This window comes from Novosphingobium sp. FW305-C-111 (genome assembly GCF_058783565.1).
Window position 1 is genome coordinate 71,789 of the sequence record NZ_JBYSYP010000012.1, and the last position, 26,625, is coordinate 98,413.

At 68.5% G+C, this 26,625-nt stretch carries 27 protein-coding genes and 2 tRNA genes; 16 read left to right on the plus strand and 13 right to left on the minus strand.

Features of this window, described 5'->3' with window-relative positions; translation table 11 throughout:
* Positions 1 to 35: 35 nt before the first annotated feature.
* Entirely contained in the window at positions 36 to 1,199 is a 1,164-nt protein-coding gene (locus AC3WLD_RS14155; RefSeq protein ID WP_492557615.1) for a glycosyltransferase family 4 protein, read from the plus strand.
* Between the two features lies 1 nt (position 1,200).
* Here AC3WLD_RS14155 and AC3WLD_RS14160 read toward each other — a convergent pair whose 3' ends face one another.
* Positions 1,201 to 1,644, minus strand: coding sequence for a hypothetical protein (locus tag AC3WLD_RS14160; protein ID WP_492557616.1), 444 nt, complete (start codon positions 1,642 to 1,644; stop codon positions 1,201 to 1,203).
* Between the two features lie 110 nt (positions 1,645 to 1,754).
* Between AC3WLD_RS14160 and AC3WLD_RS14165 the strand changes: the two genes are divergently transcribed.
* The 5 genes from AC3WLD_RS14165 (at position 1,755) to egtD (ending at position 6,409) form a co-directional block, all read left to right on the plus strand.
* A complete protein-coding gene (locus tag AC3WLD_RS14165) occupies positions 1,755 to 3,071 on the plus strand; it encodes a replication-associated recombination protein A (protein ID WP_492557617.1) in 1,317 nt (438 codons plus the stop codon).
* Positions 3,061 to 3,933: a hypothetical protein gene (locus AC3WLD_RS14170; protein WP_492557618.1), complete on the plus strand. Its 873-nt coding sequence runs from the start codon at positions 3,061 to 3,063 to the stop codon at positions 3,931 to 3,933. The genes AC3WLD_RS14165 and AC3WLD_RS14170 overlap by 11 nt, the downstream gene beginning before the upstream one ends.
* 19 nt (positions 3,934 to 3,952) lie before the next feature.
* A tRNA-Thr gene (locus tag AC3WLD_RS14175) sits at positions 3,953 to 4,028 on the plus strand.
* A 106-nt stretch (positions 4,029 to 4,134) separates the two neighbouring features.
* Complete coding sequence (gene egtB / locus AC3WLD_RS14180) at positions 4,135 to 5,421, plus strand: ergothioneine biosynthesis protein EgtB (RefSeq protein ID WP_492557619.1); 1,287 nt, start codon at positions 4,135 to 4,137, stop codon at positions 5,419 to 5,421.
* A gap of 1 nt (position 5,422) precedes the next feature.
* The gene (gene egtD / locus AC3WLD_RS14185) at positions 5,423 to 6,409 is read left to right on the plus strand and encodes an L-histidine N(alpha)-methyltransferase (protein ID WP_492557620.1); all 987 of its coding nucleotides are present in this window, start codon (positions 5,423 to 5,425) and stop codon (positions 6,407 to 6,409) included.
* 7 nt (positions 6,410 to 6,416) lie between these two features.
* On the opposite strand, the gene AC3WLD_RS14190 is transcribed toward egtD, so the two are convergent.
* From AC3WLD_RS14190 to queF, 4 genes are all read right to left on the minus strand, one after another.
* Positions 6,417 to 7,529, minus strand: a complete 1,113-nt coding sequence (locus tag AC3WLD_RS14190) for a BaiN/RdsA family NAD(P)/FAD-dependent oxidoreductase (protein ID WP_492557676.1) — start codon at positions 7,527 to 7,529, stop codon at positions 6,417 to 6,419.
* 166 nt (positions 7,530 to 7,695) lie between these two features.
* Positions 7,696 to 9,321, minus strand: coding sequence for an NAD(P)/FAD-dependent oxidoreductase (locus AC3WLD_RS14195; protein ID WP_492557621.1), 1,626 nt, complete (start codon positions 9,319 to 9,321; stop codon positions 7,696 to 7,698).
* 40 nt (positions 9,322 to 9,361) lie between these two features.
* Complete coding sequence (locus tag AC3WLD_RS14200; protein WP_492557622.1) at positions 9,362 to 10,126, minus strand: SDR family NAD(P)-dependent oxidoreductase; 765 nt, start codon at positions 10,124 to 10,126, stop codon at positions 9,362 to 9,364.
* Between the two features lie 24 nt (positions 10,127 to 10,150).
* Positions 10,151 to 10,606: a preQ(1) synthase gene (gene queF / locus AC3WLD_RS14205; protein WP_492557623.1), complete on the minus strand. Its 456-nt coding sequence runs from the start codon at positions 10,604 to 10,606 to the stop codon at positions 10,151 to 10,153.
* On the opposite strand from queF, the gene AC3WLD_RS14210 reads away from it, so the two are divergent.
* The 10 genes from AC3WLD_RS14210 (at position 10,605) to AC3WLD_RS14255 (ending at position 19,749) form a co-directional block, all read left to right on the plus strand.
* Positions 10,605 to 11,912 (plus strand): hypothetical protein, encoded by a 1,308-nt coding sequence (locus AC3WLD_RS14210; RefSeq protein ID WP_492557624.1) that lies wholly within the window; start codon positions 10,605 to 10,607, stop codon positions 11,910 to 11,912. The two genes, queF and AC3WLD_RS14210, sit on opposite strands and share 2 nt — an antisense overlap.
* Before the next feature lie 123 nt (positions 11,913 to 12,035).
* Entirely contained in the window at positions 12,036 to 12,845 is an 810-nt protein-coding gene (locus AC3WLD_RS14215) for a sulfurtransferase (RefSeq protein ID WP_492557625.1), read from the plus strand.
* Positions 12,842 to 14,062 carry a cystathionine beta-lyase gene (gene metC, locus AC3WLD_RS14220; protein WP_492557626.1) on the plus strand — a complete coding sequence of 407 codons (1,221 nt, stop codon included), beginning with the start codon at positions 12,842 to 12,844 and terminating at the stop codon, positions 14,060 to 14,062. The genes AC3WLD_RS14215 and metC overlap by 4 nt, the downstream gene beginning before the upstream one ends.
* 21 nt (positions 14,063 to 14,083) lie before the next feature.
* Positions 14,084 to 14,977 carry a mechanosensitive ion channel family protein gene (locus tag AC3WLD_RS14225; RefSeq protein ID WP_492557627.1) on the plus strand — a complete coding sequence of 298 codons (894 nt, stop codon included), beginning with the start codon at positions 14,084 to 14,086 and terminating at the stop codon, positions 14,975 to 14,977.
* Positions 14,978 to 15,046: 69 nt separating this feature from the next.
* Positions 15,047 to 15,832, plus strand: a complete 786-nt coding sequence (gene cobA / locus AC3WLD_RS14230) for a uroporphyrinogen-III C-methyltransferase (RefSeq protein WP_492557628.1) — start codon at positions 15,047 to 15,049, stop codon at positions 15,830 to 15,832.
* A complete protein-coding gene (locus tag AC3WLD_RS14235) occupies positions 15,829 to 16,128 on the plus strand; it encodes a DUF2849 domain-containing protein (RefSeq protein WP_492557629.1) in 300 nt (99 codons plus the stop codon). Before cobA ends, AC3WLD_RS14235 begins: the two co-directional genes overlap by 4 nt.
* 1 nt (position 16,129) lies before the next feature.
* Complete coding sequence (locus tag AC3WLD_RS14240) at positions 16,130 to 17,764, plus strand: nitrite/sulfite reductase (protein WP_492557630.1); 1,635 nt, start codon at positions 16,130 to 16,132, stop codon at positions 17,762 to 17,764.
* Complete coding sequence (locus tag AC3WLD_RS14245) at positions 17,757 to 18,182, plus strand: DUF934 domain-containing protein (RefSeq protein ID WP_492557631.1); 426 nt, start codon at positions 17,757 to 17,759, stop codon at positions 18,180 to 18,182. The genes AC3WLD_RS14240 and AC3WLD_RS14245 overlap by 8 nt, the downstream gene beginning before the upstream one ends.
* Complete coding sequence (locus AC3WLD_RS14250; protein WP_492557632.1) at positions 18,175 to 18,990, plus strand: phosphoadenylyl-sulfate reductase; 816 nt, start codon at positions 18,175 to 18,177, stop codon at positions 18,988 to 18,990. The genes AC3WLD_RS14245 and AC3WLD_RS14250 overlap by 8 nt, the downstream gene beginning before the upstream one ends.
* A gap of 48 nt (positions 18,991 to 19,038) precedes the next feature.
* Positions 19,039 to 19,749, plus strand: a complete 711-nt coding sequence (locus tag AC3WLD_RS14255; RefSeq protein WP_492557633.1) for a thermonuclease family protein — start codon at positions 19,039 to 19,041, stop codon at positions 19,747 to 19,749.
* 3 nt (positions 19,750 to 19,752) lie between these two features.
* Here the strand turns inward: AC3WLD_RS14255 and AC3WLD_RS14260 are convergent, their stop codons facing one another.
* From AC3WLD_RS14260 to AC3WLD_RS14295, 8 genes are all read right to left on the minus strand, one after another.
* Positions 19,753 to 20,685, minus strand: coding sequence for an NAD-dependent epimerase/dehydratase family protein (locus tag AC3WLD_RS14260; protein ID WP_492557634.1), 933 nt, complete (start codon positions 20,683 to 20,685; stop codon positions 19,753 to 19,755).
* On the minus strand, positions 20,685 to 21,818 hold the full coding sequence (proB, locus tag AC3WLD_RS14265; RefSeq protein WP_492557635.1) for a glutamate 5-kinase: 1,134 nt from the start codon (positions 21,816 to 21,818) through the stop codon (positions 20,685 to 20,687). Before proB ends, AC3WLD_RS14260 begins: the two co-directional genes overlap by 1 nt.
* 165 nt (positions 21,819 to 21,983) lie before the next feature.
* Entirely contained in the window at positions 21,984 to 23,042 is a 1,059-nt protein-coding gene (obgE, locus tag AC3WLD_RS14270) for a GTPase ObgE (RefSeq protein WP_492557636.1), read from the minus strand.
* A gap of 159 nt (positions 23,043 to 23,201) precedes the next feature.
* A tRNA-Ala gene (locus tag AC3WLD_RS14275) sits at positions 23,202 to 23,277 on the minus strand.
* 85 nt (positions 23,278 to 23,362) lie between these two features.
* On the minus strand, positions 23,363 to 24,115 hold the full coding sequence (locus AC3WLD_RS14280) for a hypothetical protein (RefSeq protein WP_492557637.1): 753 nt from the start codon (positions 24,113 to 24,115) through the stop codon (positions 23,363 to 23,365).
* A gap of 161 nt (positions 24,116 to 24,276) precedes the next feature.
* Positions 24,277 to 25,026, minus strand: coding sequence for a Bax inhibitor-1/YccA family protein (locus AC3WLD_RS14285; RefSeq protein ID WP_492557638.1), 750 nt, complete (start codon positions 25,024 to 25,026; stop codon positions 24,277 to 24,279).
* A gap of 114 nt (positions 25,027 to 25,140) precedes the next feature.
* Positions 25,141 to 25,944: a pyrroline-5-carboxylate reductase family protein gene (locus AC3WLD_RS14290; RefSeq protein WP_492557639.1), complete on the minus strand. Its 804-nt coding sequence runs from the start codon at positions 25,942 to 25,944 to the stop codon at positions 25,141 to 25,143.
* 119 nt (positions 25,945 to 26,063) lie between these two features.
* On the minus strand, positions 26,064 to 26,567 hold the full coding sequence (locus AC3WLD_RS14295) for a type III secretion system chaperone family protein (protein ID WP_492557677.1): 504 nt from the start codon (positions 26,565 to 26,567) through the stop codon (positions 26,064 to 26,066).
* Positions 26,568 to 26,625 lie beyond the last annotated feature (58 nt).

The window sequence follows — 26,625 nt, forward strand, 5'->3', positions numbered from 1 at the left end:
CCATCCGGCAGCAACCCGGCTATGCCGCGCCGACCATGGCGAACCCGCATCTCACCACCTCCGACCTGCGGATCGCGCTCTTTTCGGGCAATTACAATTACGTGCGCGACGGGGCCAACCAGGCGCTGAATCGCCTCGTTGGCTATCTGCTGAGGCAGGGAGCACAAGTCCGCGTCTACGCCCCCAAGGTCGAGAACCCGGCGTTCGAAGCGACGGGCGACCTCGTCGGGGTGCCGTCGGTCGCGATACCGGGCCGCGGGGAGTACCGCGTGCCGCTGATGCTGAGCCCGCGGGTGCGCCGCGATCTCAAGGCCTTCGCCCCCAACGTCGTCCACGTTGCCTCGCCCGACCCCTCGGGCCACCGCGCCGTCACCTGGGCGCGGCACCGCCGCCTGCCGATTCTCGCCTCGGTCCACACGCGGTTTGAGACCTACCCGCGCTATTACAACCTCGCCTTCCTCGAGCCGGTGCTCGAGGCGATGCTGCGCCGGTTCTACCGCCGCTGCGATGCTCTGGTTGCCCCGTCGGAATCGATGGCGCAGGTCCTGCGCGACCAGCGGATGAACTACGACATCGACATCTGGTCGCGCGGGGTGGACCGGGAAATCTTCAACCCGCAGCGCCGCGACATGGCGTGGCGGCAGGGCCTTGGCATCGCCGATGACGAGGTGGTGGTGGGGTTCTTCAGCCGGCTGGTCATGGAAAAGGGGCTCGACGTCTTTTCCGACGCGGTCGACGAACTGAAGCGCCGCGGCATCAAGCACCGCGTGCTGGTAGTCGGCGACGGCCCCGCGCGCGACTGGTTCGCCGGGCGCCTGCCCGACGCGGTGTTTACCGGCTTCCTCGGCGGCGGCGACCTCGCCCGCGCCGTGGCCAGCATGGACGTGTTGTTCTTCCCCTCGATCACCGAGACCTTCGGCAACGTCACGCTGGAGGCGATGGCCTGCCGCCTGCCGGTCGTGGTGGCCGAGGCGACGGGCAGCGAGAGCCTTGTCGACGACCGCAATTCCGGACGGGTCATCCGTCCCGGCGCGATCCGCCAGTTCGCCGATGCCCTCGAAACCTACATCGCCGATCCTGCGCTCCGCGCGCAGCACGGGACCGCCGGCGAGAGGCGCAGCCTCGAATACAGCTGGGACCGGATCAACCAGGCGGTGGCGGACACCTACCTGCGGCTGATCCGGCAGAAACAGCGCTGAATTACCTGAGGACGCCCGCGGCCCGCATCCGCACCGAATACCACAGGAAGAACAGCAACGAGCCCCAGATCAGCGCGGTCATGAACCACATGCCGGTCGTGTGCAGCTCGGTCGGACCGGGCACGACCAGCTGGTACGCCTGCGAAACCGCCAGCCCGAGCAGCGAGGCCGCAAAGGCCGTCACCGCGCGCTTCGAGCGGAGCAGGAGCAGGACCGAACCGATCAGCGAGCCCCACACGCCCAGCGCCCAGAACACGGTCATCCACGACGGCATCGCCTGCATGTAGGCGATCGCATCGTCGGTCATCCCGGCGCTACGCATGTAGTTCAACGGATCGAGCTTGCTCATGGCGTAATCGAAGCAGCCGAAGCTGTTCCAAAGCAGGCTGACTCCGCCGACGACCCACAGGTGCGCGGGCGCGCGTTCGGATGCAATGCTGGCCATCCCTTGTTCTCCCCCTACGGTAAGCCGCAGGGGAGGTTACGCCTGAAACCGCCCTACTGCAATCGGGGCGCTTCTGGCGTCTGGACCACGAAATCCCTATCTGGGACAGGATGGCCGACCTGTTCAACGACCCTGCCGCCGAAGACGCTGTGCCCGCGGACGATGCGCCGCTGGCCGACCGGCTGCGTCCGGCGAAGCTCGATGAAGTCATCGGCCAGGACCACCTGACCGGCAGCGATGGCGCGATCGGGCGGATGGTCGCGGCGGGCAAGCTCTCGTCCATGATCCTGTGGGGTCCGCCGGGCACTGGCAAGACCAGCATCGCCCGCCTTCTCGCCGACGCGGTGGGCATGCGATACGCGGCGATCAGCGCGGTGTTTTCGGGCGTTGCCGACCTCAAGAGGGCCTTTGCCGAGGCTGAAACCGCCGCGCTCGCCGGGCGCAAGACCCTTCTGTTCGTGGACGAGATCCACCGCTTCAACCGCGCCCAGCAGGATGGCTTCCTGCCCTTCGTGGAAAAGGGAACGGTCACCCTGGTCGGTGCGACGACCGAGAACCCCAGCTTCGCGCTCAACGCCGCGCTGCTCAGCCGCGCGCAGGTGCTGATCCTCCACCGGCTCGACGCCGCCGCGCTCGACGAACTGCTGGCCCGGGCCGAAGCGCTGATGGAGCGCCCCCTGCCGCTCACCGCCGAAGCCCGCGCCGCGCTGGTCGCTTCGGCCGATGGCGACGGGCGGTTCCTGCTCAACCAGGCCGAGACACTGTTCGACACCGCTGTCGGCGAGCCGCTCGATCCGGCCGGCCTCTCGAAGTTCCTGATGCGGCGCGTGGCGGTCTACGACAAGGACCGCGACGGGCACTACAACCTGATCTCGGCGCTCCACAAAAGCTTGCGCGGGTCCGACCCGCAGGCCGCGCTTTACTACATGGCGCGGATGCTGACGGCGGGCGAAGAGCCGCTGTACGTGCTGCGTCGGCTGGTCCGCTTCGCCTGCGAAGACATCGGCCTCGCTGATCCCCAGGCGCTGGTCCAGTGCCTCGCGGCCAAGGACGCTTACGAGTTCCTCGGCAGCCCCGAGGGCGAACTGGCGATCGTCCAGGCCTGCCTCTACCTCGCCACCGCGCCGAAATCGAACGCGGCCTATGCGGCGCAGAAGGCCGCATGGAAATCGGCGACGGAGACCGGCTCGCTCTCACCCCCGCCAAGCATCCTCAACGCGCCGACCAAGCTGATGAAGGACATCGGCTATGGCAGCGGCTACGCCTATGACCACGATGCGGAGGACGGCTTTTCCGGCGCGGATTACTGGCCCGAGGGCATGCAGCCTCAGGACTACTACAAGCCGGTCGAGCGCGGATTCGAACGTGAGGTGCTGAAGCGGCTCGAATGGTGGGACAGGAAGCGGCGCGAGCGGCGTGAGGGCTGACCGCTTCCGCCACTTCGCCGCGATCGACTGGTCAGGCGCGGCGGGGGAGCGGCACGCCGGGATCGCGGTGGCCGTGTGGCACGCGGGTGCTCCTTGTCCCGAACTGGTCCGCCCCGCGCACCGCTGGTCACGGTCCGAGGTGCTTGACTGGCTCCTGACCGGACTTCCCGAGAACACCCTCGTCGGCTTCGACATGGGCATCAGCCTGGCCTTTGCCGACTGCGGCGCCTACTTTCCCGGCTGGGACGATAGCCCGCATGGCGCCCGCACGTTGTGGGCAATGGTCGATGCGCTCTGCGAACGCGATCCGCACCTGGGCGTCTCGAGCTTCGTCGACCACCCAGAGGCCGCCCGCCATTTCCGCCGTCACGGCGGACTCGAGGGCGACCAGTTCGGCGGCGGGCGCGGCCGGTTCCGGGTGACCGAGCGGGCGCAGGAAGCGATGGGCTGCCGGCCCTATTCCAATTTCAACCTGGTCGGCGCGGCGCAGGTCGGCAAGTCGAGCCTGACAGGCATGCGCCTGCTCCACCGGCTGGGGGGACGCCTGCCCGTCTGGCCGGTCGATCCGCTGCCCGCACATGGTTCGGTCATCACAGAGATCTACACTACCATCGCGGCGATGGCCGCGGGCCGCAGGCCCGGCGCGAGCAAGATCAGGAGCGGCGAGGACCTCGACGCGGCGATCGTCGCGCTGGGCAGCGCCCCGCTCGGCATGAGCGGCCCGGTCACGGACCACGCCGCAGACGCCCTGATTACCGCGGCCTGGCTCAAGCGTGCGGCGCACGACCCCCGGTTATGGTCGCCCGCCGCCCTCACCCCCGAACTCGCACAAACCGAGGGCTGGACCTTCGGGGCTCTCTGAGAGTAAGGCGCGTGCCAACGCCGGCTTAGCTCAGTTGGTAGAGCACCTGCTTTGTAACCAGGGGGTCAGGGGTTCGATTCCTCTAGCCGGCACCAGATTTCCCCAGAGCGACGCATCGAACACGCCTCCGGAACGGAGTGGGCAGATCCTCGTTCTACTCCAACGCGCGGGGCCTGGCCCGGCCGCACGAGGGGAAATCCGTTGCGTTCCGCAAGCCCGCAAGCCGAACCGAACGGGAGCGAGAGCGCCGAGCCCGCGCTCAAGGCGCGATATCGCGCCATCCGAGACCTGACCGCCGCGCTAGCCGCCACATTGTCCGACGCCGATGCGACCGCGCAGTCGATGCCCGACGCGTCACCCGCCAAGTGGCATCTGGCGCACACGACCTGGTTCTTCGAAACGTTCGTCCTGCGCGATCATCTTCCCGGATACCACCTCTACGACGTCCGGTGGCCGTACCTGTTCAACAGCTATTACGAGGAAGAGGGCCCGCGCCAGCCGCGCCCGCAGCGCGGCCTCCTTACCCGGCCGACACTGGACGAAGTGCTCGGCTATCGCCGCCATGTCGACGACGCGCTGCTGGGTATCCTGCCCCGGCTTGCCGGCGCCTGCGGCGACCTGATCGAACTTGGCCTGCATCACGAGCAGCAGCATCAGGAGCTGCTGCTGACCGACATCAAGCACCTGTTCTTCCAGAATCCGCTCGGGCCGGCCGTCTGGCCAGTCGCCGCGGTCGTCGAACGGGCGGAGGCAGCGCCGCTGACCTGGCACGAGCTGCCGGGGGGACTTGTCCATACCGGGGCCGAGGGCCCGGGTTTCGCCTTCGACTGCGAGTTGCCGGCGCACGAACACTTCCTCCAGCCCTTCGCGCTGTCGGGTCGCACCGTCACCAATGCGGAATGGGCCGAATTCATGGCCGATGGCGGCTATGCCACGCCCTCGTTGTGGCTGTCTGACGGCTGGGACTGGGTGCGCCGCGAGTCAATCCGCGCGCCGCTCTACTGGCGTGACTGCGACGGCGAAGGGCAGGCCTTCACCCTCGCCGGCTGGCGACCGCTCGACCCGGCCGCGCCGGTCAGCCACGTGAGCCTGTTCGAGGCAGACGCCTTCGCCCATTGGGCCGGTGCCCGCTTGCCCACCGAACACGAATGGGAAGCCGCGGCACGCACGGCCGACCCGGCTGCGGGCAACCAGCTCGACAGCGCGGGACCGATCGAGCCGCGCCGTGCAGCACCGGCCAGCGGGCTCTCGGGCCTGTTCGGGGACGTGTGGGAATGGACCGCCTCGTCCTATCGCCCCTACCCCGGCTTTCGCACCGCCCCCGGAGCTGTTGGCGAGTACAACGGCAAGTTCATGAACGGCCAGTTCGTCCTCCGCGGTGGCAGCTGCGCCACGCCGCGCGGGCACGTTCGCGCCAGCTACCGGAACTTCTTCCAACCTCACCAGCGCTGGCAGTACACCGGCCTGCGCCTCGCACGGGATCTCTGACATGGCCGTCCACTCGAACCTGAAGCTGGTCGATTGCGACGACGACGGCGTCGACCTGGCGTTTCGCAAGGACGTTTTGCGCGGACTTGCGCAGGAGCCCAAGGCGATCCCGGCCCGCTGGCTTTACGACCACGCGGGATCGGAACTGTTCGAGGCAATCACCGCGCTGCCCGAATACCACCCGACCCGCGCCGAAATCGGCCTGCTCGAGCGGTGCGGCGATGAGCTTGCCCGGCTCGTCGGCGAAGGCCGCGCAGTGGTCGAGTTCGGCTCGGGAAGCTCGCTCAAAACACCCCTGCTGCTGCGCCGGATCGCGCCTGCGGCCTATGTCCCGATCGACATTTCCGGCGAGTTCCTCAGCGAATCGAGCGCGCAGCTTGCGGCAGCGTTTCCCGACCTGCCGGTCACGCCGGTCGAGGCTGATTTCACCAAGCCGGTGCGGATTCCTTCCCATCCCGGCGGCACTGACAAGCTGGGCTTCTTCCCGGGCTCGACCATCGGCAACATGGTGCCCGCCCGCGCCGTCGACCTGCTTCGTTCGATGCGCCAGACGCTGGGCGCGACCGGGCAGCTGCTGATCGGATTCGACGGGGTCAAGCCGGTGGCGGAACTCGTGGCGGCCTATGACGATGCGCAGGGGATCACCGCCCGGTTCAACCTCAACCTCCTGCACCGCATCAACCGCGAGCTGGATGGCGACATACCGGTGGGCGCGTTTCGCCACGAAGCGCGCTGGAACGAGAAGTGGAACCGGATCGAGATGCACCTGCTCGCGATCCGCCCCGTGACCTTTTCGGTTGACGGGGAAAGGTTCGAGATCGCCGAGGGCGAAACGATCCATACCGAGAACAGCCACAAGTACCTGCCGGCGCAAGCAAGGCTGCTGCTACAGGCCGGCGGCTGGACCCCGGTCGCGCAGTGGGACGATAACACCCACAAGTTTCACGTAATTCTGGCCGAAGCGACGCCGAACCGCTTCGCGCCGTGAACGGGGATCAGAGCGCCTGCCCGGCCGCGACCGCGCTCGCCCAGGCCCACTGGAAGTTGTAGCCGCCGAGCCAGCCGGTCACGTCCACCGCCTCGCCGATCGCGTAGAGCCCGGGTACCTTTTTCGCCCCCATCGTCTGCGAGCTGAGTTCGGCCGTGCTGATCCCGCCGGCGGTCACTTCGGCCTTGGCGAAGCCCTCGCTACCGTTGGGGGTGAAGCTCCAGCCGGCCAGCGCCTGTCCGGCCGCGCGCAAAGCCTTGTCGGTGAGCGCGCCCATTTCTCCGGCGAGGCCCAGCCGTTCGAGCAGCACCGCCGCCAGCCGTTCAGGCAGCAGTTCTGCGAGCACGGTGCGGACCTGCGCGCGAGGGCGGGCGCGCTTCGCCTCGACCAGCCATTCCGCGCCGTGGCCGGGGAGGAAGTCGATCCGCACCGCATCGCCGCGCTTCCAGTAACTCGACACCTGCAAAATCGCCGGGCCACTGAGGCCGCGATGCGTGAACAGCGCCGCCTCGCGGAACGCGGCCTTGTGGCACGCGGCGACGACCTCCGCCGAGACGCCGGAAAGCTCGCGGAACAGCACTTCCTCGCCGCCCAGCGTCAGCGGCACCAGCGCCGGACGCGGCTCGACCACCTTCAGGCCGAAACGGCGGGCGAGATCATAGGCAAATCCGGTCGCCCCCATCTTGGGGATCGAGGGCCCGCCGGTCGCGATCACCAGCGCCGGCGCGCTTTCGCCCGCGACGCGGAACAGGCCGTCGGCATGGCCGACCTCTTGCGCCGAGACCCCGCAGCGAACGTCCACCCCGCCCTTGGCGCACTCCTCGACCAGCATCGCCACGATCTGGCGGGCCGAACCGTCGCAAAACAGCTGGCCGAGCGTCTTTTCATGCCAGGCGATGCCATAGGTCTCGACCAGCCCGAGAAAATCGCGCGGGGTGTAGCGGGCCAGCGCCGACTTCGCGAAGTGCGGGTTGGCCGAAAGATAACGGTCGGGCGCGGTGTGGAGATTGGTGAAATTGCACCGCCCGCCGCCGGAAATGAGGATCTTCTTGCCCGGCTCCCCCGCATGGTCGAGCAGCAGAACGCGCTTGCCGCGCTGGCCCGCGACCGCGGCGCACATCAGCCCGGCCGCGCCCGCGCCGAGGACGATCGCGTCGTAGGATTGCGGCCCGCTCACCTGACCCGTCCGTGCTGAGCTTGTCGAAGCACCGTCCTTCTCTTCAGGACGCTAGAAAGAGAGAACTGTCCTTCGACAAGCTCAGGACGGACGGATGTGGGTGCAGAGCTCAACTTGCCACCAGTTCCGCCGCCAGCGCCTCGGCCACCTTGATCCCGTCGACCGCGGCCGAGAGGATCCCGCCGGCGTACCCGGCCCCCTCGCCCGCCGGGTAGAGGCCGCGGGTGTTGAGGCTCTGCAGGTCGCGTCCCCGCGTGAACCGGACCGGACTGGAAGTGCGGGTTTCGACCCCGGTCATCACCACGTCGGGATGGTCGTAGCCGGGCACCTGCCGGCCGAACACCGGGATTGCCTCGCGGATGGCGTCGAGCACGAAAGGCGGCAGGCACTGCGACAGGTCGGTGAGCTTCACGCCCGGCTGGTAGCTCGGCACCACCGCGCCGAAATCGCCGGTCGAAGCACGCCCGGCGAGGAGGTCGCCTACCTTCTGACCCGGGGCCTTGTAGTCCGACCCGCCCGCAGTGAATGCCAGGCTCTCCCAATGACGCTGGTATGCGATTCCGGCGAGCGGATCGCCGGGGTAGTCGCGGGCCGGATCGATATCGACGACCAGCCCGGAGTTAGCGTTGAACTCGGCCCGCGAATACTGGCTCATCCCGTTGGTGACGACGCGGCCCTCCTCGCTGGTTGCGGCGACCACGCGCCCGCCCGGGCACATGCAGAACGAATAGACCGTCCGCCCGCTCGAGGCGCCGTGCGACAAGGCATAGGCCGCCGCGCCGAGGATCTTGTTGCCCGCGTTCGGGCCGTAGCGGGCCTTGTCGATCCAGCTTTGCGGATGCTCGATCCGCACGCCGATCGCGAACGGCTTGGCCTCCACGTGCACGCCCCGGTCGTGGAGCTTGTGGAACGTATCGCGCGCCGAATGGCCGACCGCGAGCACCACGTGGCGGGCCGGCAGGTAATCGCCGGTCGAGAGGTGCAGCCCGCGCATCGTCCGGGTGCCGTCGGCGGCTTCCTCGATGTCGAAATCCTCGACCCGCGTGCCGAACCGATACTCGCCGCCGAGGCTCTCGATGGTCTCGCGGATGCTCATCACCATGGTGACGAGGCGGAACGTGCCGATGTGCGGGTGTGCCTCGGTGAGGATATCCTCCGGTGCGCCGGCCTTGACGAATTCGACCAGCACCTTGCGGCCGAGGTGGCGCGGGTCCTTGATCCGGCTGTAGAGCTTGCCGTCGGAGAAGGTCCCCGCCCCGCCCTCGCCGAACTGGACGTTGGATTCGGGCGTCAGCACCGAGCGCCGCCACAGGCCCCAGGTGTCCTTGGTCCGCTCGCGCACGGCCTTGCCGCGCTCGAGGATGATCGGGCGGAAGCCCATCTGGGCGAGGATCAGCGCGGCGAGCAGGCCGCACGGCCCCGCCCCGATCACCACCGGCCGCGTGGACTGCCAGTCTGCCGGGGCCATGACCGGGAACCTGTAGGAGGTATCGGGGCTCGGCCGGACGTGCGGATCGTGGGGGAAGCGGGCGAGGACCGCCGCCTCGTCGTGCACCACGACGTCGAGCGAATAGACGAGCTTGATCGCGGTCTTCTTGCGCGCGTCGTTCCCGCGCCGGATCAGGATCACACGCTGGAGCTCATCCGGCTTGATCCCCAGGCGTGCGCAGACCGCCGCGTCGAGGTCTTCGGGCGCGTGGTCGAGGGGCAGGGCAAGGTCGGTCAGGCGAAGCATCGCCCGCGCCCTAGCCCCTGCGGCGCTGCCGCGCCAGCGGTCAGGCGTTGCGCGCCATCAGCCCGCCATCGACGGGGATCGTCACGCCGGTGATGTAGGACGCGTCCGGCACGCACAGCGACCAGACCACGTGCGCGACTTCCTCAGGAAGACCATAGCGGCGCATCGCAGTGCGGCGGCGGGCGTAGATCTGCTGCTGATCCTCGGGAATGCGCGCGGTCATACCGGTGAGGATCGGGCCGGGGCACACGCAGTTGACCGTGATGCCTTCCTTGCCAAGCTCGACTGCAAGCGTGCGGGTCAGCCCCGTCACCGCCGCCTTGGCCGCCGAGTAGGCGCTGTTTCCGGCGGTTCCGCCCAATGCCTCGGTCGAGGCGATGTTGACGATGCGGGCGGCGTCGGACCGGCGCAGGTGCGGCAGGGCGGCGCGGATCGCGCGCTGGTGCGAGGTGACCAGCACGTCCATCAGCCGGCCCCACTGGCCGTCATAGCTTTCGCCGTCGATCGGGCTCCACAGCGAGATGCCGGCGTTGTTGACGAGGATGTCGAGCCGGCCCCAGTGCGCCGCGACCTCCCCCACGACGCGTTCGATTGCCGCGCCATCGGAGACGTCGAGCGCCCAGCCCTTCGCGTTGCCGCCGCGGGCGAGGATGCCGGCGACGACCGGCTCGACCGACTCCATGTGGAGATCGGTCACCGCCACGTGCGCGCCCGAACGGGCGAGGCGTTCCGCGTGCGCCTTGCCCATCCCGCTCGCCGCGCCCGTCACCAGCGCGACACGGCCCTTGAGTGCGTCGTCCTCCATCCTCTCGCCCCTGTGTTTTCGCTGCTATCCGCGCCCGCGGTACGAGGCGACACCCTGATCGGGCACCCACAGGCCTTGTGGGGGCGCGCCCGACTGCCAGAACACGTCGATCGGAATACCGCCGCGCGGATACCAGTAGCCGCCGATGCGTATCCAGCGCGGCTTCATCTCGTCAAACAGGCGCTGACCGATCCCGACAGTGACGTCTTCGTGGAACCCGGCATGGTTGCGGAAGGACCCGAGGAACAGCTTCAACGACTTTGATTCGACAATCGTTTCGCCCGGCGCATAGTCGATCACCAGGTGCGCAAAGTCGGGCTGGCCCGTCACCGGGCAGAGCGAGGTGAATTCCGGTGCGGCGAAGCGCACGAGATAGAGACTGCCTGTACGCGGGTTGGGCACGTAGTCGAGCACGGCGGCGTCGGGCGAGGTCGGCAGTTCGCTGGTCTTGCCCAGGTGAAGCGGATTTACGTCAGTCATGCCGGGAAGCCTTGCCCTCAACGCACGCCTGCGGCAAGTCGCCGATGGATTCCGTCCGGTTCAGCCGCTATTCAAGCGCCTGACCCGCAAGGGCCTTTGGACAGATTTCATGGACAGGTCGTGCATTTTCCTCCGGGCCCACCCCGCGTCGCTGGCGACGGCGCTGGCGCTCGCCCTGTCGGTGCCGGCCGTCGCCCAGACTTCGCCCGGCGGCGATTTCCGCGACTTCAAGCTGCCCCCGAAGCCGACTTCGTCACCGGTCGTGGGTCCGGTCGACGGCGACACGCCCGCCCCCCGGCGCGCCGCTCCGACACCGACGCCGGTTCCGACCGTCGCACCGCCGCCACCCGCCACCCGCACCACCTCGCAGCCGGCGCCTGCGCCGAGCCGCCAGGCGCAGCCCCTCCCCCAGCCGCGCCCGGCAGCGCCGGTGGCAACGCAGCCGCCGCCAGCGAGCGCCGACGCGCCTGCCCCGGTCGCGGTCCCGACCACTTCGAGCGGCTCGCTGTTCCCATCGGCCCCGAGCACGTCTGCCGCACCTCCCCCGCCTGAGGCGTCCGCGCGGGTCATCGAAGACGACAAGGGCGACGCCCTGTGGTGGCTGTGGCCATTGCTCGCCGCTGGCCTCGCGGGGCTTGCCGGCCTCGGCTGGATGCTCTGGCGCCGCCGCGCCGAGGCGTCCCCGGTCGAGCCCGCGTTCGTGCGTCCGCGCGTGCCGGCCCCAGAGCCTGCCGCCGACGCCGCGGTGCCAGTTGCCGATCCCGTTGCCACACCAGCGCCTGAGCCCCTGCCGGCTCCCGCCTTCGCCGCCAGCCAGCCCGGCCTTGCCGTGACCCTCGAAGTCACGCGGATGAGCGCGACGCTGGTCAACGCGACGCTGACCTACCGCCTGAAAGTTGCCAACACCGGCTCGCTGCCGATCGCCGAAGTCGCCATCGCCGGCGACATGGTGTCGGCTCACGCCTCGGTGCCCAACGCGGAAATGCTGGGCGCGGACGGCGTGCCGATGCCCGAACTGCACCGCATCACCGCGCTCGCGCCGGGCGAAAGCAAGGTCCTCACCGGCGACATCCGCTTGCCGCTCGCCGCGATCATCCCGATCCAGCGGGGCGATGCGCGGCTCTTCGTGCCGCTGGCCCGGTTCCGCAGCACCGGCACCTGCGCGGGCGTCCCGGTCGTCACGCACAGCGCGTTCCTGGTCGGGCAGGAGCCGGAAGCGCGAGCGAAGCTCCAGCCATTCCGGCTCGACCTTGGTCCGCGGATGTATTCGCAGGTCGGACAGCGTCCCATCGTGGTTGCCGCGTGAAAGCCGGATAAATCCGCCGTTTCCGCATTGCGACATCTCGACTCCTGAAACCACCGGGCTAAACCAAGGCTAACGGACCCGCGAAGATACGCCGGGCCGTACCCAGCAGGAGCTCGCAAACGCATGGATTCGCTCGTCTCGACGGACTGGCTCGCCAACGAAACGGGGGCGTGCGACCTCCGCATCGTCGATGCCACCTATTTCCTCGCCGACATGGGCCGCGACGCTGCGGCGGAGTATGAGGCGGAGCATATTCCCGGCGCGGTGTTCATGGACCTTGCCGAACTGGTCGACTCCGCCTCCGACGTGCCCAACACCCTCCCGCCCGCGTCCAAGTTTGCCAGCCGGATGCAGTCTCTCGGGCTCGGTGACGGCAGCCGCATCGTCCTCTACGACAACAGCCCGCTGCACAGCGCGACGCGGGCATGGTTCATGCTGACGATGTTCGGTGCGCACCATGTCGCGATTCTGGATGGCGGGCTGGCAAAGTGGAAAAGCGAAGGCCGCCCGCTCGCCTCGGGCCGCGAGGGCCTGCGCCATCGTCATTTCACGGTCTGGCAGGACGACCGCAACGTCCGATCCAAGGCGCAGATGCTGGCAAACCTCGACAGCCGGGCCGAGCAGGTGGTCGATGCCCGCTCGGCCGACCGCTTTGCCGGCGGGCACATCCCGGGCGCACGCAATGTTCCGTACGCCAGCCTGTTCAATACGGATGGCACATGGAGATCGCCGGACGAACTCGCCGCCGCGTTCAAGGCTGCGGGTGTCGATGTCGACCGGCCGGTTGCCGCGAGCTGCGGCTCGGGCATGACCGCCAACGTGCCGCTGTTCGCGCTCCACCTTCTGGGCAAGACCGGCGCGCTCTATGACGGCAGCTGGAGCGAGTGGGGCGCCGATCCCGCGACGCCGAAGGAAGCCGGGGTTCCGGCTTGAGCGACGGCGAAGGACAGTCACCCGCTACCCGGCTCGTCACCTCGGGGCGCAAAGCGGAATGGACCGGCACGCCCGAACGACCCGGCGCGACGGTCAATCCGCCGGTCTGGCGCGCCAGCACGCACCTCTACCCCGACGTCGCCTCGCTCCGCGCGGGCGTGCGCAGCAACGCGGACGGACAGTTCTTCTACGGCCGGCGCGGTTCGCCGACCCAGTGGGCACTGTGCGAGGCACTGACCGCGCTGGAGCCGGGCGCGGCGGGCACGGTGCTCTATCCTTCGGGTGTTGCGGCCGTCGCCGGCGCGATGATCGCGGTTCTGCGGCCCGGCGACGAGGTGCTGATCAGCGACAATGCCTATGACCCTACCCGCAACCTCGGCACCGGGTGGCTCAAGGACTTCGGCATCTCGCACCGCTATTTCGACCCGCTCGACCTCGCCGGATTTGCCGGCATGATCGGCGAGCGAACGCGTGCGGTGCTGCTGGAGACGCCGGGCAGCCTGACCATGGAGGTCTGCGACGTCCCCGCGCTGGCCGCCGCCGCGAGGGCGCGCGGGCTGGTGGTGATGCTCGACAACACCTGGGCCTCGAGCTTGGGCCTCACAGCGCTCGAGCACGGCGCAGACATAGCGATCCAGGCGCTGACCAAGCATGTCGGCGGCCACTCCGACCTGATGATGGGCGCGAACACCGCGAACGCCGCGTGGTATCCGGCGCTGCGCAAGTCGGCGCAGCAGCTCGGCCACGTCGTCTCGCCCGACGATGCGGCGCTGGCGCTGCGTGGGCTCAGGACCATGGGAGTCCGCCTCGAGCGTGAGACCTCAAGTGCACTTGAGATTGCCAGGTGGCTGGAATCGCGTGACGAAGTGGCGAAGGTGCTGTGCCCGATGCTGCCGGGTTCGCCGGGTCACGACATCTGGCAGCGTGACTTTTCGGGTGGCTGCGGGCTGCTCTCATTCGTGTTTCGCGGCGGGGACAACGCGGCCCGGGCGCGCATGGTCGATGCGCTCGAACTCTTCGGCATCGGCTATTCGTGGGGTGGGTTCGAAAGCCTCGCGCTGCCGATCGATCCGGCGCACGACCGCAGCGTGATAGCCTGGCCGCTCGCCGGAATGGACAAGGCGGACCGCTTCGCGGTGCGGCTGTCGATCGGGCTGGAGGATCCGGCGGACCTCACCGCCGATCTGGAACGCGGGTTGGCGGCGTGGCGGGGGTGATGACGTGAGGCCTCGCCGCCAATGAACGACCTCCTCCGCTCCCTGCGCGAAACGGCGCTGCTGCTCGACCGGATCGGCTTCGAATTTGGCAGCCACCGCATCTCGCTGTGGAGCGGGCTGTTCCTCGTCCTCGTCGTCATCGCGGTGATCGCCTCGGCCCGGCTCGGCGGCAAGCTTGCGCGGCGACTGTTCAACCGCATCGACAGTCTCGACCCGGCGCAGCAGTTGCTCGGCGAGAAGATCGCCTCGATCGTGATCTGGGCCATGGCGATCCTCATCGGCATCGACGTGCTCGGCATCAGCCTGACCGCGCTGACCGTGTTCACCGGCGCATTCGGCCTGGCGATCGGGTTCGGCCTGCAGAAGACGGTCGGCAACCTCTTTGCCGGGATCATCCTGCTGGCCGACCGCTCGATCAAGCCGGGCGACGTGATCGCCGTGAACGACGGGATCGCCATGACGATGGGGCAGGTGAAGCGGATCGGGCTTCGCGCCGTTTCGGTAACCACCCGCGACCAGCGCGAGTACCTCATTCCCAACGAAAACCTGATGGTCAACCAGGTCGAGAACTGGTCGTACTCGTCAAAGAACGTGCGGATCCAGGTCCCGGTCTGCGTCGCCTACACCACCGACCTCGACCTCGCCGAACGGCTCATGCTGGAAGCGGCGCGCTCGGTCGAACGCATTCTCTCGGTCCCGGCACCGGCGGTATGGCTCGGCGCGCTCGGGCAGAACGGAATCGACTTCGTGATCCAGTGCTGGATCGACGATCCCGAGGAAGGCATCGGCAACATCCGCTCGTCGGTGCTGCGGGCGCTGTGGGCGCTGTTCCGGGAGCATGGCGTGGAGGTGCCGTTCCCGCAGCAGGACGTGCACCTGCGGAGCTGGCCGGGCGGAGTGAAGCCGCCCGCCTAAAGTTCCCCTAGCCCTCCCCCAAACCATTCTCGCTGGTGACAGGAGCCAAGGACCGCCATCTGCGCCTCCATGAACGACTCTGCCACCTCTGCCGGCACGGTATACCTCGTCGGTGCCGGCCCGGGCGATCCGGACCTGCTCACCCTGCGCGCGGCGCGGCTGGTGATGGGGGCCAGGGTCGTGGTTCACGACGGGCTGGTCGATCCGAAGATTCTCGCGATGGCACCGGCCGGCGCGCGGTTTGTCTCGGTCGCCAAGCGCCGTGACCGGCACACCATGCGGCAGGAAGAGATCAACGCCCTGCTCGTCCGCGAGGCGCTCGCCGGACATGACGTGATCCGCCTCAAGGGCGGTGATCCGTTCATCTTCGGCCGCGGCGGGGAAGAAGCCGAAGCGTGCCGCGCGGCGGGCGTGAAGGTCGAAGTCGTCCCTGGCGTCAGCGCTGCCAACGCCGCTGCCGCCGCCACCCAGATCCCGCTGACGCACCGCGAGAACGCGTCGATCGTCTCGTTCGTCGCCGGGCAGTGCAAGGGCCTGTCAGAGCAGAACTGGGCCGGCCTTGCCGGGGTCGGCCGGACGCTGGTCATCTACATGGGTGTCGCCACGGCGGACCAGATCGCGGAAAAGCTGATGGCCGATGGTCTCGCGCCCGATATGCCGGTCGCGGTTATCGAGAATGCGGCGCGGCCCGAAATGCGGCTGGTGCGTGGCCCGCTGGCCGGGCTCGGCGACCTCGTCCGCCGCAACAGGATCAAAAGCCCCGCGCTCATCGTCATCGGCGAGGTGACGGCGCGGGACGACGCACCGCAGGAACTGCGCGCGCAAATACAAGAAGCGCTGGGGAGCACGATATGAAGATTCTGACTGGCAACGACTTGCGCACGGGCGCTGTCGTCTGGTGGACGGGGAGCGACTGGTCGCTCCACGTCGAAGATGCCGCCGATCCGGGCGAGCACGTCGAGGCGGTGATTGCCCAGCAGGCGGCGACCCAGCGCGTCACCGACCTCCAGGTGATCGACGGAAGCCTCGACGCCGAAGGCAAGGTCCGCCCGGCGCACATCAAGGACCGCATCCGCGTATTGGGCCCCACGGTGCGCCCCGACCTGACCCTCAAGCCCGCCGACCCCGCCGCCGGCAACTGGGTGATCTGACATGTACCAGTACGACCAACACGACCAGGCCATGGTCGACGCCCGCGTCGCCGAGTTCCGCGATCAGGTGACCCGCCGCCTCGCCGGCGACATCACCGAGGACCAGTTCAAGCCGCTGCGGCTGAAGAACGGGCTCTACCTCCAGCTCCATGCCTACATGCTGCGCGTCGCGGTGCCATATGGCACGCTCAGCAGCGCACAGATGCGGATGCTGGGCGACATCGCCGACAAGTACGACCGCGGCTATGGCCACTTCACCACGCGCCAGAACATCCAGTACAACTGGATCAAGCTGGAAGATGCGCCCGATATTCTCGCTGATCTCGCCTCGGTGGGGATGCACGCCATCCAGACCAGCGGCAACTGCATCCGCAACACCACGGCCGACCACTTTGCCGGCGCCGCCGCCGATGAACTGGTCGATCCGCGCCCCTATGCCGAGCTGCTGCGCCAGTGGTCGACCTTCCATCCGGAGTTCGACTACCTCCCGCGCAAGTTCAAGATCGCGATCATCGGTTCGGAAATCGACCGCGCGGCGATGAAGCTGCACGACATCGGCATCCAGCTGGTCAAGAACGACGCGGGCGAAGTGGGCTGCCGCTTCTACGTCGGCGGCGGCATGGGCCGGACCCCGATGATCGCCCCGGTGATCGGCGACTTCGTGCCGCCGCTGCAGATGATCAGCTATGCCGAGGCGTGCCTGCGCGTCTACAACCGCTATGGCCGGCGCGACAACAAGTACAAGGCGCGGATCAAGATCCTCGTTCACGAGATCGGCGCGGACGAATACCGCCGCCAGGTCGAGGAGGAGTTCGCCCACATCCTCACCCTCGGGCTCGAGCCGCCGCCGGCCGAGCTGGAGCGGATCAAGGGCTTCTTCCAGGACCCGGCGTTCGAAGCCGGCGCGCCGGACGCGATCGACCTGTCCGATCCCGACTTCGCGCTTTGGGTCGACCAGAACGTCCACGCCCACAAGGCGCCGGGCTATGCGGTCGTGACGATCAGCCTCAAGCCAACCGGCGGGATCCCCGGCGACGCCAGCGCCGACCAGATCCGCCTGATGGCTGACCTCGCCCGCGACCACTCGTTCGACGAGCTGCGCGTGACCCACGCGCAGAACATCGTCCTGCCGCACGTCCGCAAGGCTGATCTCTACGCGATCTGGCAGAAGCTCGACGCGGCCGGGCTGGCCGACGCCAACCTCGACCTGATCAGCGACATCATCGCCTGCCCTGGGCTCGACTACTGCAGCCTCGCCAATGCGCGCTCGATTCCGGTGGCGCAGAAGATCAGCCAGCGCTTCGCCGACCTTGGCCGGCAGCGCGAGATCGGCGAGCTCAAGCTCAAGATCTCCGGCTGCATCAACGCCTGCGGCCACCACCACGCCGGCCACATCGGCATCCTCGGCGTCGACCGCAAGGGCGTGGAGAACTACCAGCTGCTGCTCGGCGGCTCGGAAGGCGCCGATACCTCGCTCGGCACGATCACCGGCCCCGGTTTCAACGAGGACGGGATCGTCGACGCGATCGAGAAGGCAACCGATGTCTATCTCGCCCAGCGCAGCGACGGCGAACGCTTCGTCGATACTTACCGCCGCATCGGCATGGCCCCGTTCAAGGAGGCGATCTATGGATAACACCCTGCGTTTCCGCGACGACGAGCCGGTTGCCGATCCCGCCGTCACGGTCGACAGCTTTGCCGACCAGACCAACGCCGCCGCCGTCAGGATCGAGCCCGGCGACGATGCGCGCCTGCTACTGCCGCACCTCGACCGGATCGCGCTGGTCGAGGTGAACTTCCCCGCCTACACCGATGGGCGCGGCTATTCGGCAGCGCGGATCCTGCGCGAGCATGGCTATGCGGGTGAACTGCGCGCGGTCGGCGATGTCCTGCTCGACCAGCTCAGCCACATGCGCCGCTGCGGGTTCGACAGCTTTGCCCCCAGTCAGCCGATCACCCGCGAGGCGGCGGAAAAGGCTTTCGCGACCTGGCCCGAAGTCTACCAGAAGACCGTCGATGGCCGTTCGCCCATCTGGGCGGCACGCCATGGTTGAAGTGGGCACGAAGGCCGTGGCGGGTGCCCGCAAGATCGATCTGATCGACACCGGCCCGCGCTTTACCGAGGCGGACGCGATCCGCCTCAACAACCTGTTCCGCGGCACCGACACGCCGGACATGCTGCGCTCGGTGATCCGCGACCGGCTCGCGGGCGAGCTCGCGGTCGTCTCCAGTTTCGGCGCGGAGAGCGCGGTGCTGCTCCACCTCGTCGCCGAGGTCGATCCGGCGACGCCGGTGCTGTTCCTCGAAACCGGCAAGCACTTTGCCGAGACGCTTGCCTACCGCGACCTCCTGGTCGAGCGGCTGGGGCTGACCAACCTCGTCGTGGTCCAGCCGGAAGCCGAGGTCATCGCCGCCAAGGACGAGAACGGCCTGCGCTGGTCGTGGGACCCCGATGGCTGCTGCGAGATCCGCAAGGTGATCCCGCTGGCGAAGGAACTGGCGCACTACGACGCGTCGATCACCGGACGGAAAGGCTTCCAGTCCGCCACCCGCGCGGGCCTGCCGCGTTTCGAGATCGATCGTTCGGATGCGCAGGGCCGGCTCAAGATCAATCCGCTGGCGAGTTGGTCGAAGGACGAGCTCGATGCCTATTTTGTCGACCACGACCTTCCGGCTCACCCGCTGGTTGCGCAGGGCTACCCGTCGATCGGCTGCGCCCCCTGCACCAGCAAGGTCGCACCGGGCGAAGACCCGCGCTCGGGCCGGTGGAAAGGCTGGGACAAGACCGAATGCGGCATTCACGTCCCCGGCAGCGAGGACGACACCGGCGAGCTTCCGCCGGGCTACGATCCGGTTTTCTGACACCGCGCCAACGGCTTGGTAACCCATGGCTCGGGTAGAGAGCTGGCGATGCGCGCCAGCTTTCTTGCCCTGCTTGCCTTCGTCGCGATCCCGCTTGCGCCGCTAGCCGCGCAAGTCGTCAGCGGCACCGCGAACGTGATCGACGGCGATACCGTCGCGTTCACCGGCTCGCGCCTGCACCTCGCCGGGATCGACGCGCCGGAGCTTGGCCAGACCTGCCTGCGCGGCGGAAGCGACTGGGCTTGCGGCAAGGACGCGGCCGAACTGCTGCGCGCGCGGCTTGAGGGCGGCACGGTGACTTGCACGGCGACCGGGCGGAGCGCCGACGACGGCGTTCCCTACGCCCGCTGCCGCAACGGCGTCGAGGACCTCTCGCTGGCGTTGGTCGGTGCCGGCCTCGCCGTAGCCCTCCCCGACGACAACGAAGCCGGCGAGGCCGAAGCGCGGGCCAGGCGCTTCTCGCTTGGCCTGTGGGCGGCGGAGTTCGAGCAGCCGGCCGCGTGGCGGCTGGCTCACCCGGCCCCGAAGCCGAAGAAACCCGCTGCGGTGCGGGCCGCACCCGAACGCGCTGCGGTCGTCCGCAACGAATGGGGCTGCGCGATCAAGGGCAACCGCAGCGTGCGCGGCCCCGGCCGGCGCGCAGGGCCGTGGATCTATCACCTGCCGGGGATGAAGTATTACGACGAGACCCGGCCCGAGGAGCTGTTCTGCACCGAGGCTGAGGCGCAGGCGGCGGGTTACCGGCGGTCGAAGGAGTGAGGCCTATTTCAGCCAGCCGTTGATCCGGTACCAGTCCACCGCCGAGCGCAGGCCCTCCCGCGTCGGGACCTTGGGTTTCCACAGCTCTTCCGGCACCCGGCCTTCAGCGGTCGCGCGCCAGTCGCGGTGGCACATGTAGCCGACCCGGTCGGCGGTCAGCTTGGCGCCCTTGCCGCGAAACAACCGGTCGAGCCGTGCGCCCATCCGCAGCATCCATGGCGGCATGTGGACCGGCCAGATGCGCCGCCCGACCGCCCAGCCGATGGCGCGGGCGAATTCCGAATGCTTCCACCCGCCCGGGCGGCCGTCGTCGGGCTCGAACACCTTGCGGGTCACCGCCTCGCCGCTCGGCAGCAGCGCGAGCAGCAGCCGGGCGAGGTCATCCACGTGGATGACCGAGAGATGCCCTTGCGGCGGCAACGGCACGAACCCGCTGCGGGCGAGCTTGACCAGTTCGAACACTTCGGTGTCGCGCGGGCCATAGATCGCGGGCGGGCGGACGATGGTCCAGTCGAGCGGCGAGGCCATGACGATCCTTTCGCCTCTAAGCTTCGACGCGCCGTAGTCCGAGAGTTGCGGCTCGCGGGCCGAGAGCGACGAGACGTGGACGAACCGCGGCACGCCCGCCGCCACGGCCTCTTCGACCACGTTGAGCGTCCCGGTGACGTTGCCGTCCTCGAACCCGGCAAGGTCGGGCGCGTTGACCACCCCGGCGACGTGGATCACCGCGCTGACCCCGGAGACCAGCCGCGCCAGCGCCGCGCGGTCGGCAAGGTCGCCCTGGACCCATTCCACCCCTTCGCGCTGCGGCTGGGGGCGGCGGGCCAGCGCGCGCACCTCGTGCCCGCGCAGGCGAAGGCGGTCTATCAACGCCTGGCCGACAAACCCGGTCGCGCCGGTCACGGCGACCAGCTGGGCCGACGGGTGCGGCTTCATCAGAGCAGGACCAGCTGGTCGCGGTGGACGAGCGCGCTGCGCGGGGCGTAGCCGAGAATCGCCTCGTGCTCGCGGCTGTGGTGGCCGCGAAGGCGTTGACACTCGTGCGCGTCGTATTCCGAAAGGCCGTGGCCGAGCGTATCGCCGGCCGGTCCGAGCACGGCGATGGCGTCTCCGCGTTGGAACGTGCCGTCGACCGCGGTCACCCCTGCGGCAAGCAGGCTGCCGCCCTTCTTCAGCGCCTTGACCGCGCCCGCATCGACCGAAACCGAACCCTTGAGCCGCAGCCGCCCGCCGAGCCACGCCTTGCGCGCCTGCTTGCGCCCGCGCGGGAGGAACAGCGTGCCGACGCCCTGTCCCAGCGCCGCGCCGATGGGCGAATCCGGCCGCCCGTCAATGATCGCCAGCGAAATGCCGGCAAGTTCGGCAATCTCTGCCGCTTGCAGCTTGGAGGTCATGCCGCCGGAGCCGAGGCCGGACGAAGACCCGCCGGTCGCCATCGCATGGATCGCCGGGGTCACGCCCTCGACCACCTCGACCAGCTTTGCGCCGGGCTCGGCCGGGTTGCGGTCGTACAGGCCCGCAACGTCCGACAGCAGCAGCACCGCGCTGGCCTGCGCGGCCTGGCCGACGCGGGCGGCGAGGCGGTCGTTGTCGCCGAAGCGGATTTCGTGGGTGGCGACCGAATCGTTCTCGTTAATCACCGGCACCGCGCCCGCTGCCAGCAGGCGGCCGAGCGTGGCGGTGGCGTTGAGATAGCGGCGACGCTCCTCGAGGTCCTCCAGCGTCAAGAGGATCTGCGCGGCGGTCAGGCCGTGTCCGGCGAGGAGTTCGGCCCACAGCCCGGCCAAGGCAATCTGCCCGACCGAGGCCGCCGCCTGCGCATCGGCAAGGCTGCCGCGCCCGCCCTTGGGAAGGTCGAGCCGCCGCGCACCCAGCGCGATCGCGCCCGAGGACACCACGATGACCTCCTGCCCGCGCGCGCGCGCTGCGGCGATCTCCGCCACCAGCAGCGCCAGCCAGTCGCGACGCGGCTCACCATCCTTGCCGACGAGCAGCGACGAACCGACCTTGACGACAAGGCGGGGGCACTCGGCAGCGACGGCAAGGTCGGCAAGGCGGGCGATGGTCATGTCGGGTGGCGCTTAGGGTATTGCGCCGCGCCCGCGCAACCCCGACGGGACCAAGCGCACCTTTACAATGCTGCACCCCCGCGAAGGCGGGGGCCTCCCGCAATCGAGCGGCCCGTAAGCGGCACGAGGTCCCCGCCTGCGCGGGGACGCGGCTGTCGCGGCAATTCAGCCTAGCGGCGACCAGGGCTTCTCTTCGGCCGCATCCTCGACTTCGCCGGCCGGGCGTTCGGTGACGGTCGCGGCGGGCAGGTGTTCGAGCACCGCGTCGAGCAGCTTGTCGATCCCCGCGCCGGTCGCGCCGGAGATCGGGAACACCTCGTGCGCCCCGGCCTGCAGCAGTTCCTTCGAGAACGCCTCGACGAGTTCCTTGTCGACGAGGTCGATCTTGTTGAGTGCGACCAGCCGCGGCTTGTCGTCCAGCCCTGCGCCATAGGCTTCGAGTTCGTCGGCGACGATGTTCATCGCCTCGGCCGGGTCGGTGCCGTGGATGTCGACCAGCTGAATCAGCACCCGGCACCGCTCGATATGGCCGAGGAAGCGGTCGCCGATGCCGGCCCCTTCGGCCGCGCCCGCAATCAGGCCAGGAATGTCCGCCAGCACGAATTCGCGCGCCTTGTGCCGCACCACGCCCAGCTGCGGGCGCAGCGTGGTGAAGGCATAGTCGCCGACCTTGGCCTTGGTGTTGGTGATCTGATTGATGAAGGTCGACTTGCCGGCATTGGGCAGCCCGACCAGCCCGACGTCGGCGAGCAGCTTCAGTCGCAGCCAGACGTAGCATTCCTGGCCGGGCCAGCCCGGTCCGTGCTGCCGCGGCGCGCGGTTTGTACTGCTCTTGTAGCTGGCGTTGCCGCGCCCGCCATCGCCGCCGCGCAGGAACATCTCGCGCTGGCCGGCCTCGACCATGTCAATGAGCACGGTCTCGCGGTCCTCGTCGAGCACCTGGGTGCCCACCGGGACCTTGATCACGATGTCGCGCCCGGCCGCGCCGGTGCGGTTCTTGCCCATCCCGGGAATGCCGCGCTGGGCCTTGAAGTGCTGGGTGTAGCGGAAGTCGATCAGGGTATTGAGCCCGGCCACCGCTTCAAAAATGATGTCGCCGCCCTTGCCGCCGTCACCGCCGTCGGGCCCGCCGTATTCGACATACTTCTCCCGCCGGAACGACACCGCGCCGGGGCCGCCGGTCCCGGACTTCACGAAAATCTTGGCCTGGTCGAGAAAATGCATGACAAAAAAGAACCGAACGCTGGGGCTGCCCCTATACCCGTCCGTCCTGGGCTTGTCGAAGGACCGTTCTGTCTTTGCCGGACGAGGCAGCGCCAGAAGAAAAAGGCGGCCCTTCGACAAGCTCAGGGCGAACGGTCAGAGGGGTTTCAAAAGGGATACTGGTGGAGCCGAGGGGGATCGAACCCCTGACCTCGTCATTGCGAACGACGCGCTCTCCCAGCTGAGCTACGGCCCCGTTCCAGTATCGCCCGAGGGGCATCGCCCGTCGGGAGCGCGCCCCTTAGCGCAGGGTTCCGGCGGTTGCCAGTCGAAAAATCACCTCACCTGCGGTTTGTTGTCGGCCCGTAAGTGACCGGACCGATGGCGGGCTGGGTGACCGTCGGCAGAACAACGGCAGGCTGCGCGGCGGTGACCGGCGGCCCGTACTGCGCGTCCCACTGGGCCGCCGAGAGCTGGAATGCCTCGTACGACAGGAAGAACTGGTCATAGACCGATTCGAGCTGCGGCACCCAGCGTGCCGCAAAGGCGTCGAGCTCCGCCGGAACCACGGGCAGCGATTCCTGGCTCATCACCAGCGAGGCATCGCAGAAGTTGGCGAGCACCGGGGGCAGCGCGAAATAGTTGTAGACCTGGGTGTTGTAGGCGTCCTGCTCGCCCCGGAAGGTCGCGCCGAAGCGGCCGCGCCATTCGGTATCGAGCGTCTTCTGCGTCCCCTTGAGCTTCTTCGAATGGTTCTTGAGGAACACGCGGTAGGCGACGACGATCGGCTCGTACTTCGGGTCCAGGCAATTGAGCGCGGCGACGTTGAACGCGGAGCGCAGGTTCCAGGTCATCTGCGCCGGGGTCAGGCGATAATTGACCGTCTGGCGGACGCCGAACGCATCGCGCGGCGGCAGGGCCATGGTTTCGGCCGCTCCGTTGGGCGCGACCGGACGCGGCGGGATCGTCACGACCTTGGGCGGCGGCGGGGGCGGGGGCGGCGGAGGCGCAGGCTTCGGCGCGCAGGCCGCGAGGACAAGAAAACCGGCGACGGCGGCGATGCCGGCGACGCGAAAACCAGACTGACCGAACATCACTGCTCCCCCGGCCCGCACCATCTTCGTGCGGCCGTCGTTAACCTTATGCCCCTTTCGCGCGGCTGAAGGAATCCCCAAACCCACTCCGCACAAAGAAAATTGCCCGGCGAGTCATTCGACCTGCCGGGCAACTTCATTTTGGTTTCAGCACCTTGCGATCAGCGACGATCGCCGAACAGTCGCAGCAGGAACAGGAACATGTTGATGAAGTCGAGGTACAGGGTCAGCGCACCCAGAACGACGGCCTTGCCGGCGAATTCGCTACCCTGGACGTCGTAGTACATCATCTTCAGCTTCTGCGTGTCCCACGCGGTCAAACCCGCGAAGATCAGCACGCCCAGGACGCTGATGGCCAGTTCAAGCCCGGTCGACCTGAAGAACAGGTTGATGACCGAGGCGAGGATGATGCCGATCAGGCCCATCACCATGAACGCGCCCATCGCAGACAGGTCACGCTTGGTGGTGTAGCCATAGAGGCTGAGGCCCGCGAACGCGCCGGCGGTGGCGAAGAACATCTTCGCGATCGACCCGCCGGTGTAGATGGCGAAGATGCTCGCCAGCGAAAGGCCCATGAGCGTCGCGTAGGCCCAGTAAAGGCCCTGCAGCGCGCCGGTCGACAGGCGGTTTGCGCCGAAGCTCATCACCAGCACGATCGCGAGAGGCGACAGCATGACCACCCAGGTCATGAGTCCGCCACCGAACATGAGCTGCATCATCGCAGGGCTCTGCGCGGTCAGCAGCGAGACGATGCCCGTCAGCAACACGCCCGAGGCCATGTAGTTGTAGATCGACAGCATGTGGCGGCGCAGGCCCTGGTCCACCTGGACCTGGCCCATCGCCACACCGTCGAGGCGCGGGGACGCGCCGAAGCCCGTGCGGGTGGGCTGTGGGTCGTTCCAGTTTGCCATCTCTTGTCAAACTCCTGTGACCGCCCGGGATAGGGCGGATGTGCGGAATATCGCGCTTCGGCGCGGCATATTCAAGGAAATCCGGTGTAACGAGATGTAACAGCCTTGTCCGGATCAGCCGCGGCGCCGGGCCTCTTCGGTCATCTCGATGCTGCGGTCGCGTGCGGCGCGTAGCGTGTCCTCGACCAGCGCATCAAGCCGGCCGCCCGCGTCAAGCACGTCCATTCCCTTGCGCGTCGTCCCGCCGGGGCTGGCCACCCGGTCCGCCAGTTCGCCGGGCGAATACGGCGAGGCAGCGGCGAGGGCAGCGGCGCCTTCGACCATCGCCAGCGCCAGCCGGTCCGCCTGCTCGCGCGGCAAGCCGAGCCGTTCAGCCCCGCCGGCGAGCGCGTCGATGAAGCGATAGACGAACGCCGGACCGGATCCGGCCAGCGCGGTGACGAGATCCATCCGGTCCTCGCCCGACAGCCACTCAGCCTGGCCGAGCGGCGCCATGAGCGCACCAGTAAGGGAGCGGTCGGCGCGCTCTTCGGCGACCAGGCCGATCGGTGCCTTGCCCAGCGCAACGGCGAGGTTCGGCATGACGCGGACGATCCCGGCGGCGCGGGGGAAACGCTCCCGCAAGGTAGCGAGGTCCGCCCCGGCAAGAAGCGACAGCACCATTGTTCCCTCACCCGCCAGCGGTTCGACCAGCGCCGAGGCTTCGGCCAGCTGCTGCGGCTTGAAGCCGAGCTGGATGACATCGAAAGCTTCGCCCAGCGGCGGTTCGCGCAGCAGCCGCACCCCGGCGGGCGCTTCGGCGATAAAGGGATCAACGATGGTGAACCGGGCCGGGTCCATGCCCGAGGCGAGCCAGCCGGCCAGCATCGCGCCGCCCATGTTGCCGGCGCCGAAAAGGAGGATCGTGGGGTCGGTCATTGCGTGTCCTACTCCCCTCCTGCTTGCGGGAAGGGTCGGGGGTGGGCCTGCTCCGGTGCGGAACTGTGGGCAGGGACATGCCCTCCCCTAGCCCCTCCCGCAAGCGGGAGGGGGACTTTTCACGCCTCGCCCGCAGCATCCACCATCGCGCTGGCGAGCGCATCGGCCGGGCTCTTGTCGCCCCACAGGATGAACTGGAACGCGGGATAGAACCGGTCGCATTCGTCGACCGCCGCCTCGACCGCGGTCTGGGCCTGGTGGATCGACAGCAACCCATCGTCGCCGAGCATCAGCGCATGACGGTAGAGCAGCACCGAACCATTCGACCAGATGTCGAAATGGCCGAGCCAGACCTGCTCGTTGATCAGGGCCATGATCTCGAACACCGACTGCCGCTTGTCGTCTGGCACGCGGATGTCGGGCAGGCAGAGCAGCTGAAGGACATGGTCCTCGCTGCGCCAGATGCAGCGGACCTGGTAGTTCGCCCACGAACCCTGGATCTCGCCGACGATCTCCTCGTCGGACACGAACTCGCAGGGCCACCCGCGCGCTTCGAACAGCTGCGCCAGCATGTCGACCGGCGCGGCGTCGTCACGTTCGGAATCTTCGTGGCCGGTCCGCATCACTCGTCGGGTCTCCTGACCGCGGGGACAGTTCCCCTTGGCCTGCCCGTCCATGGCG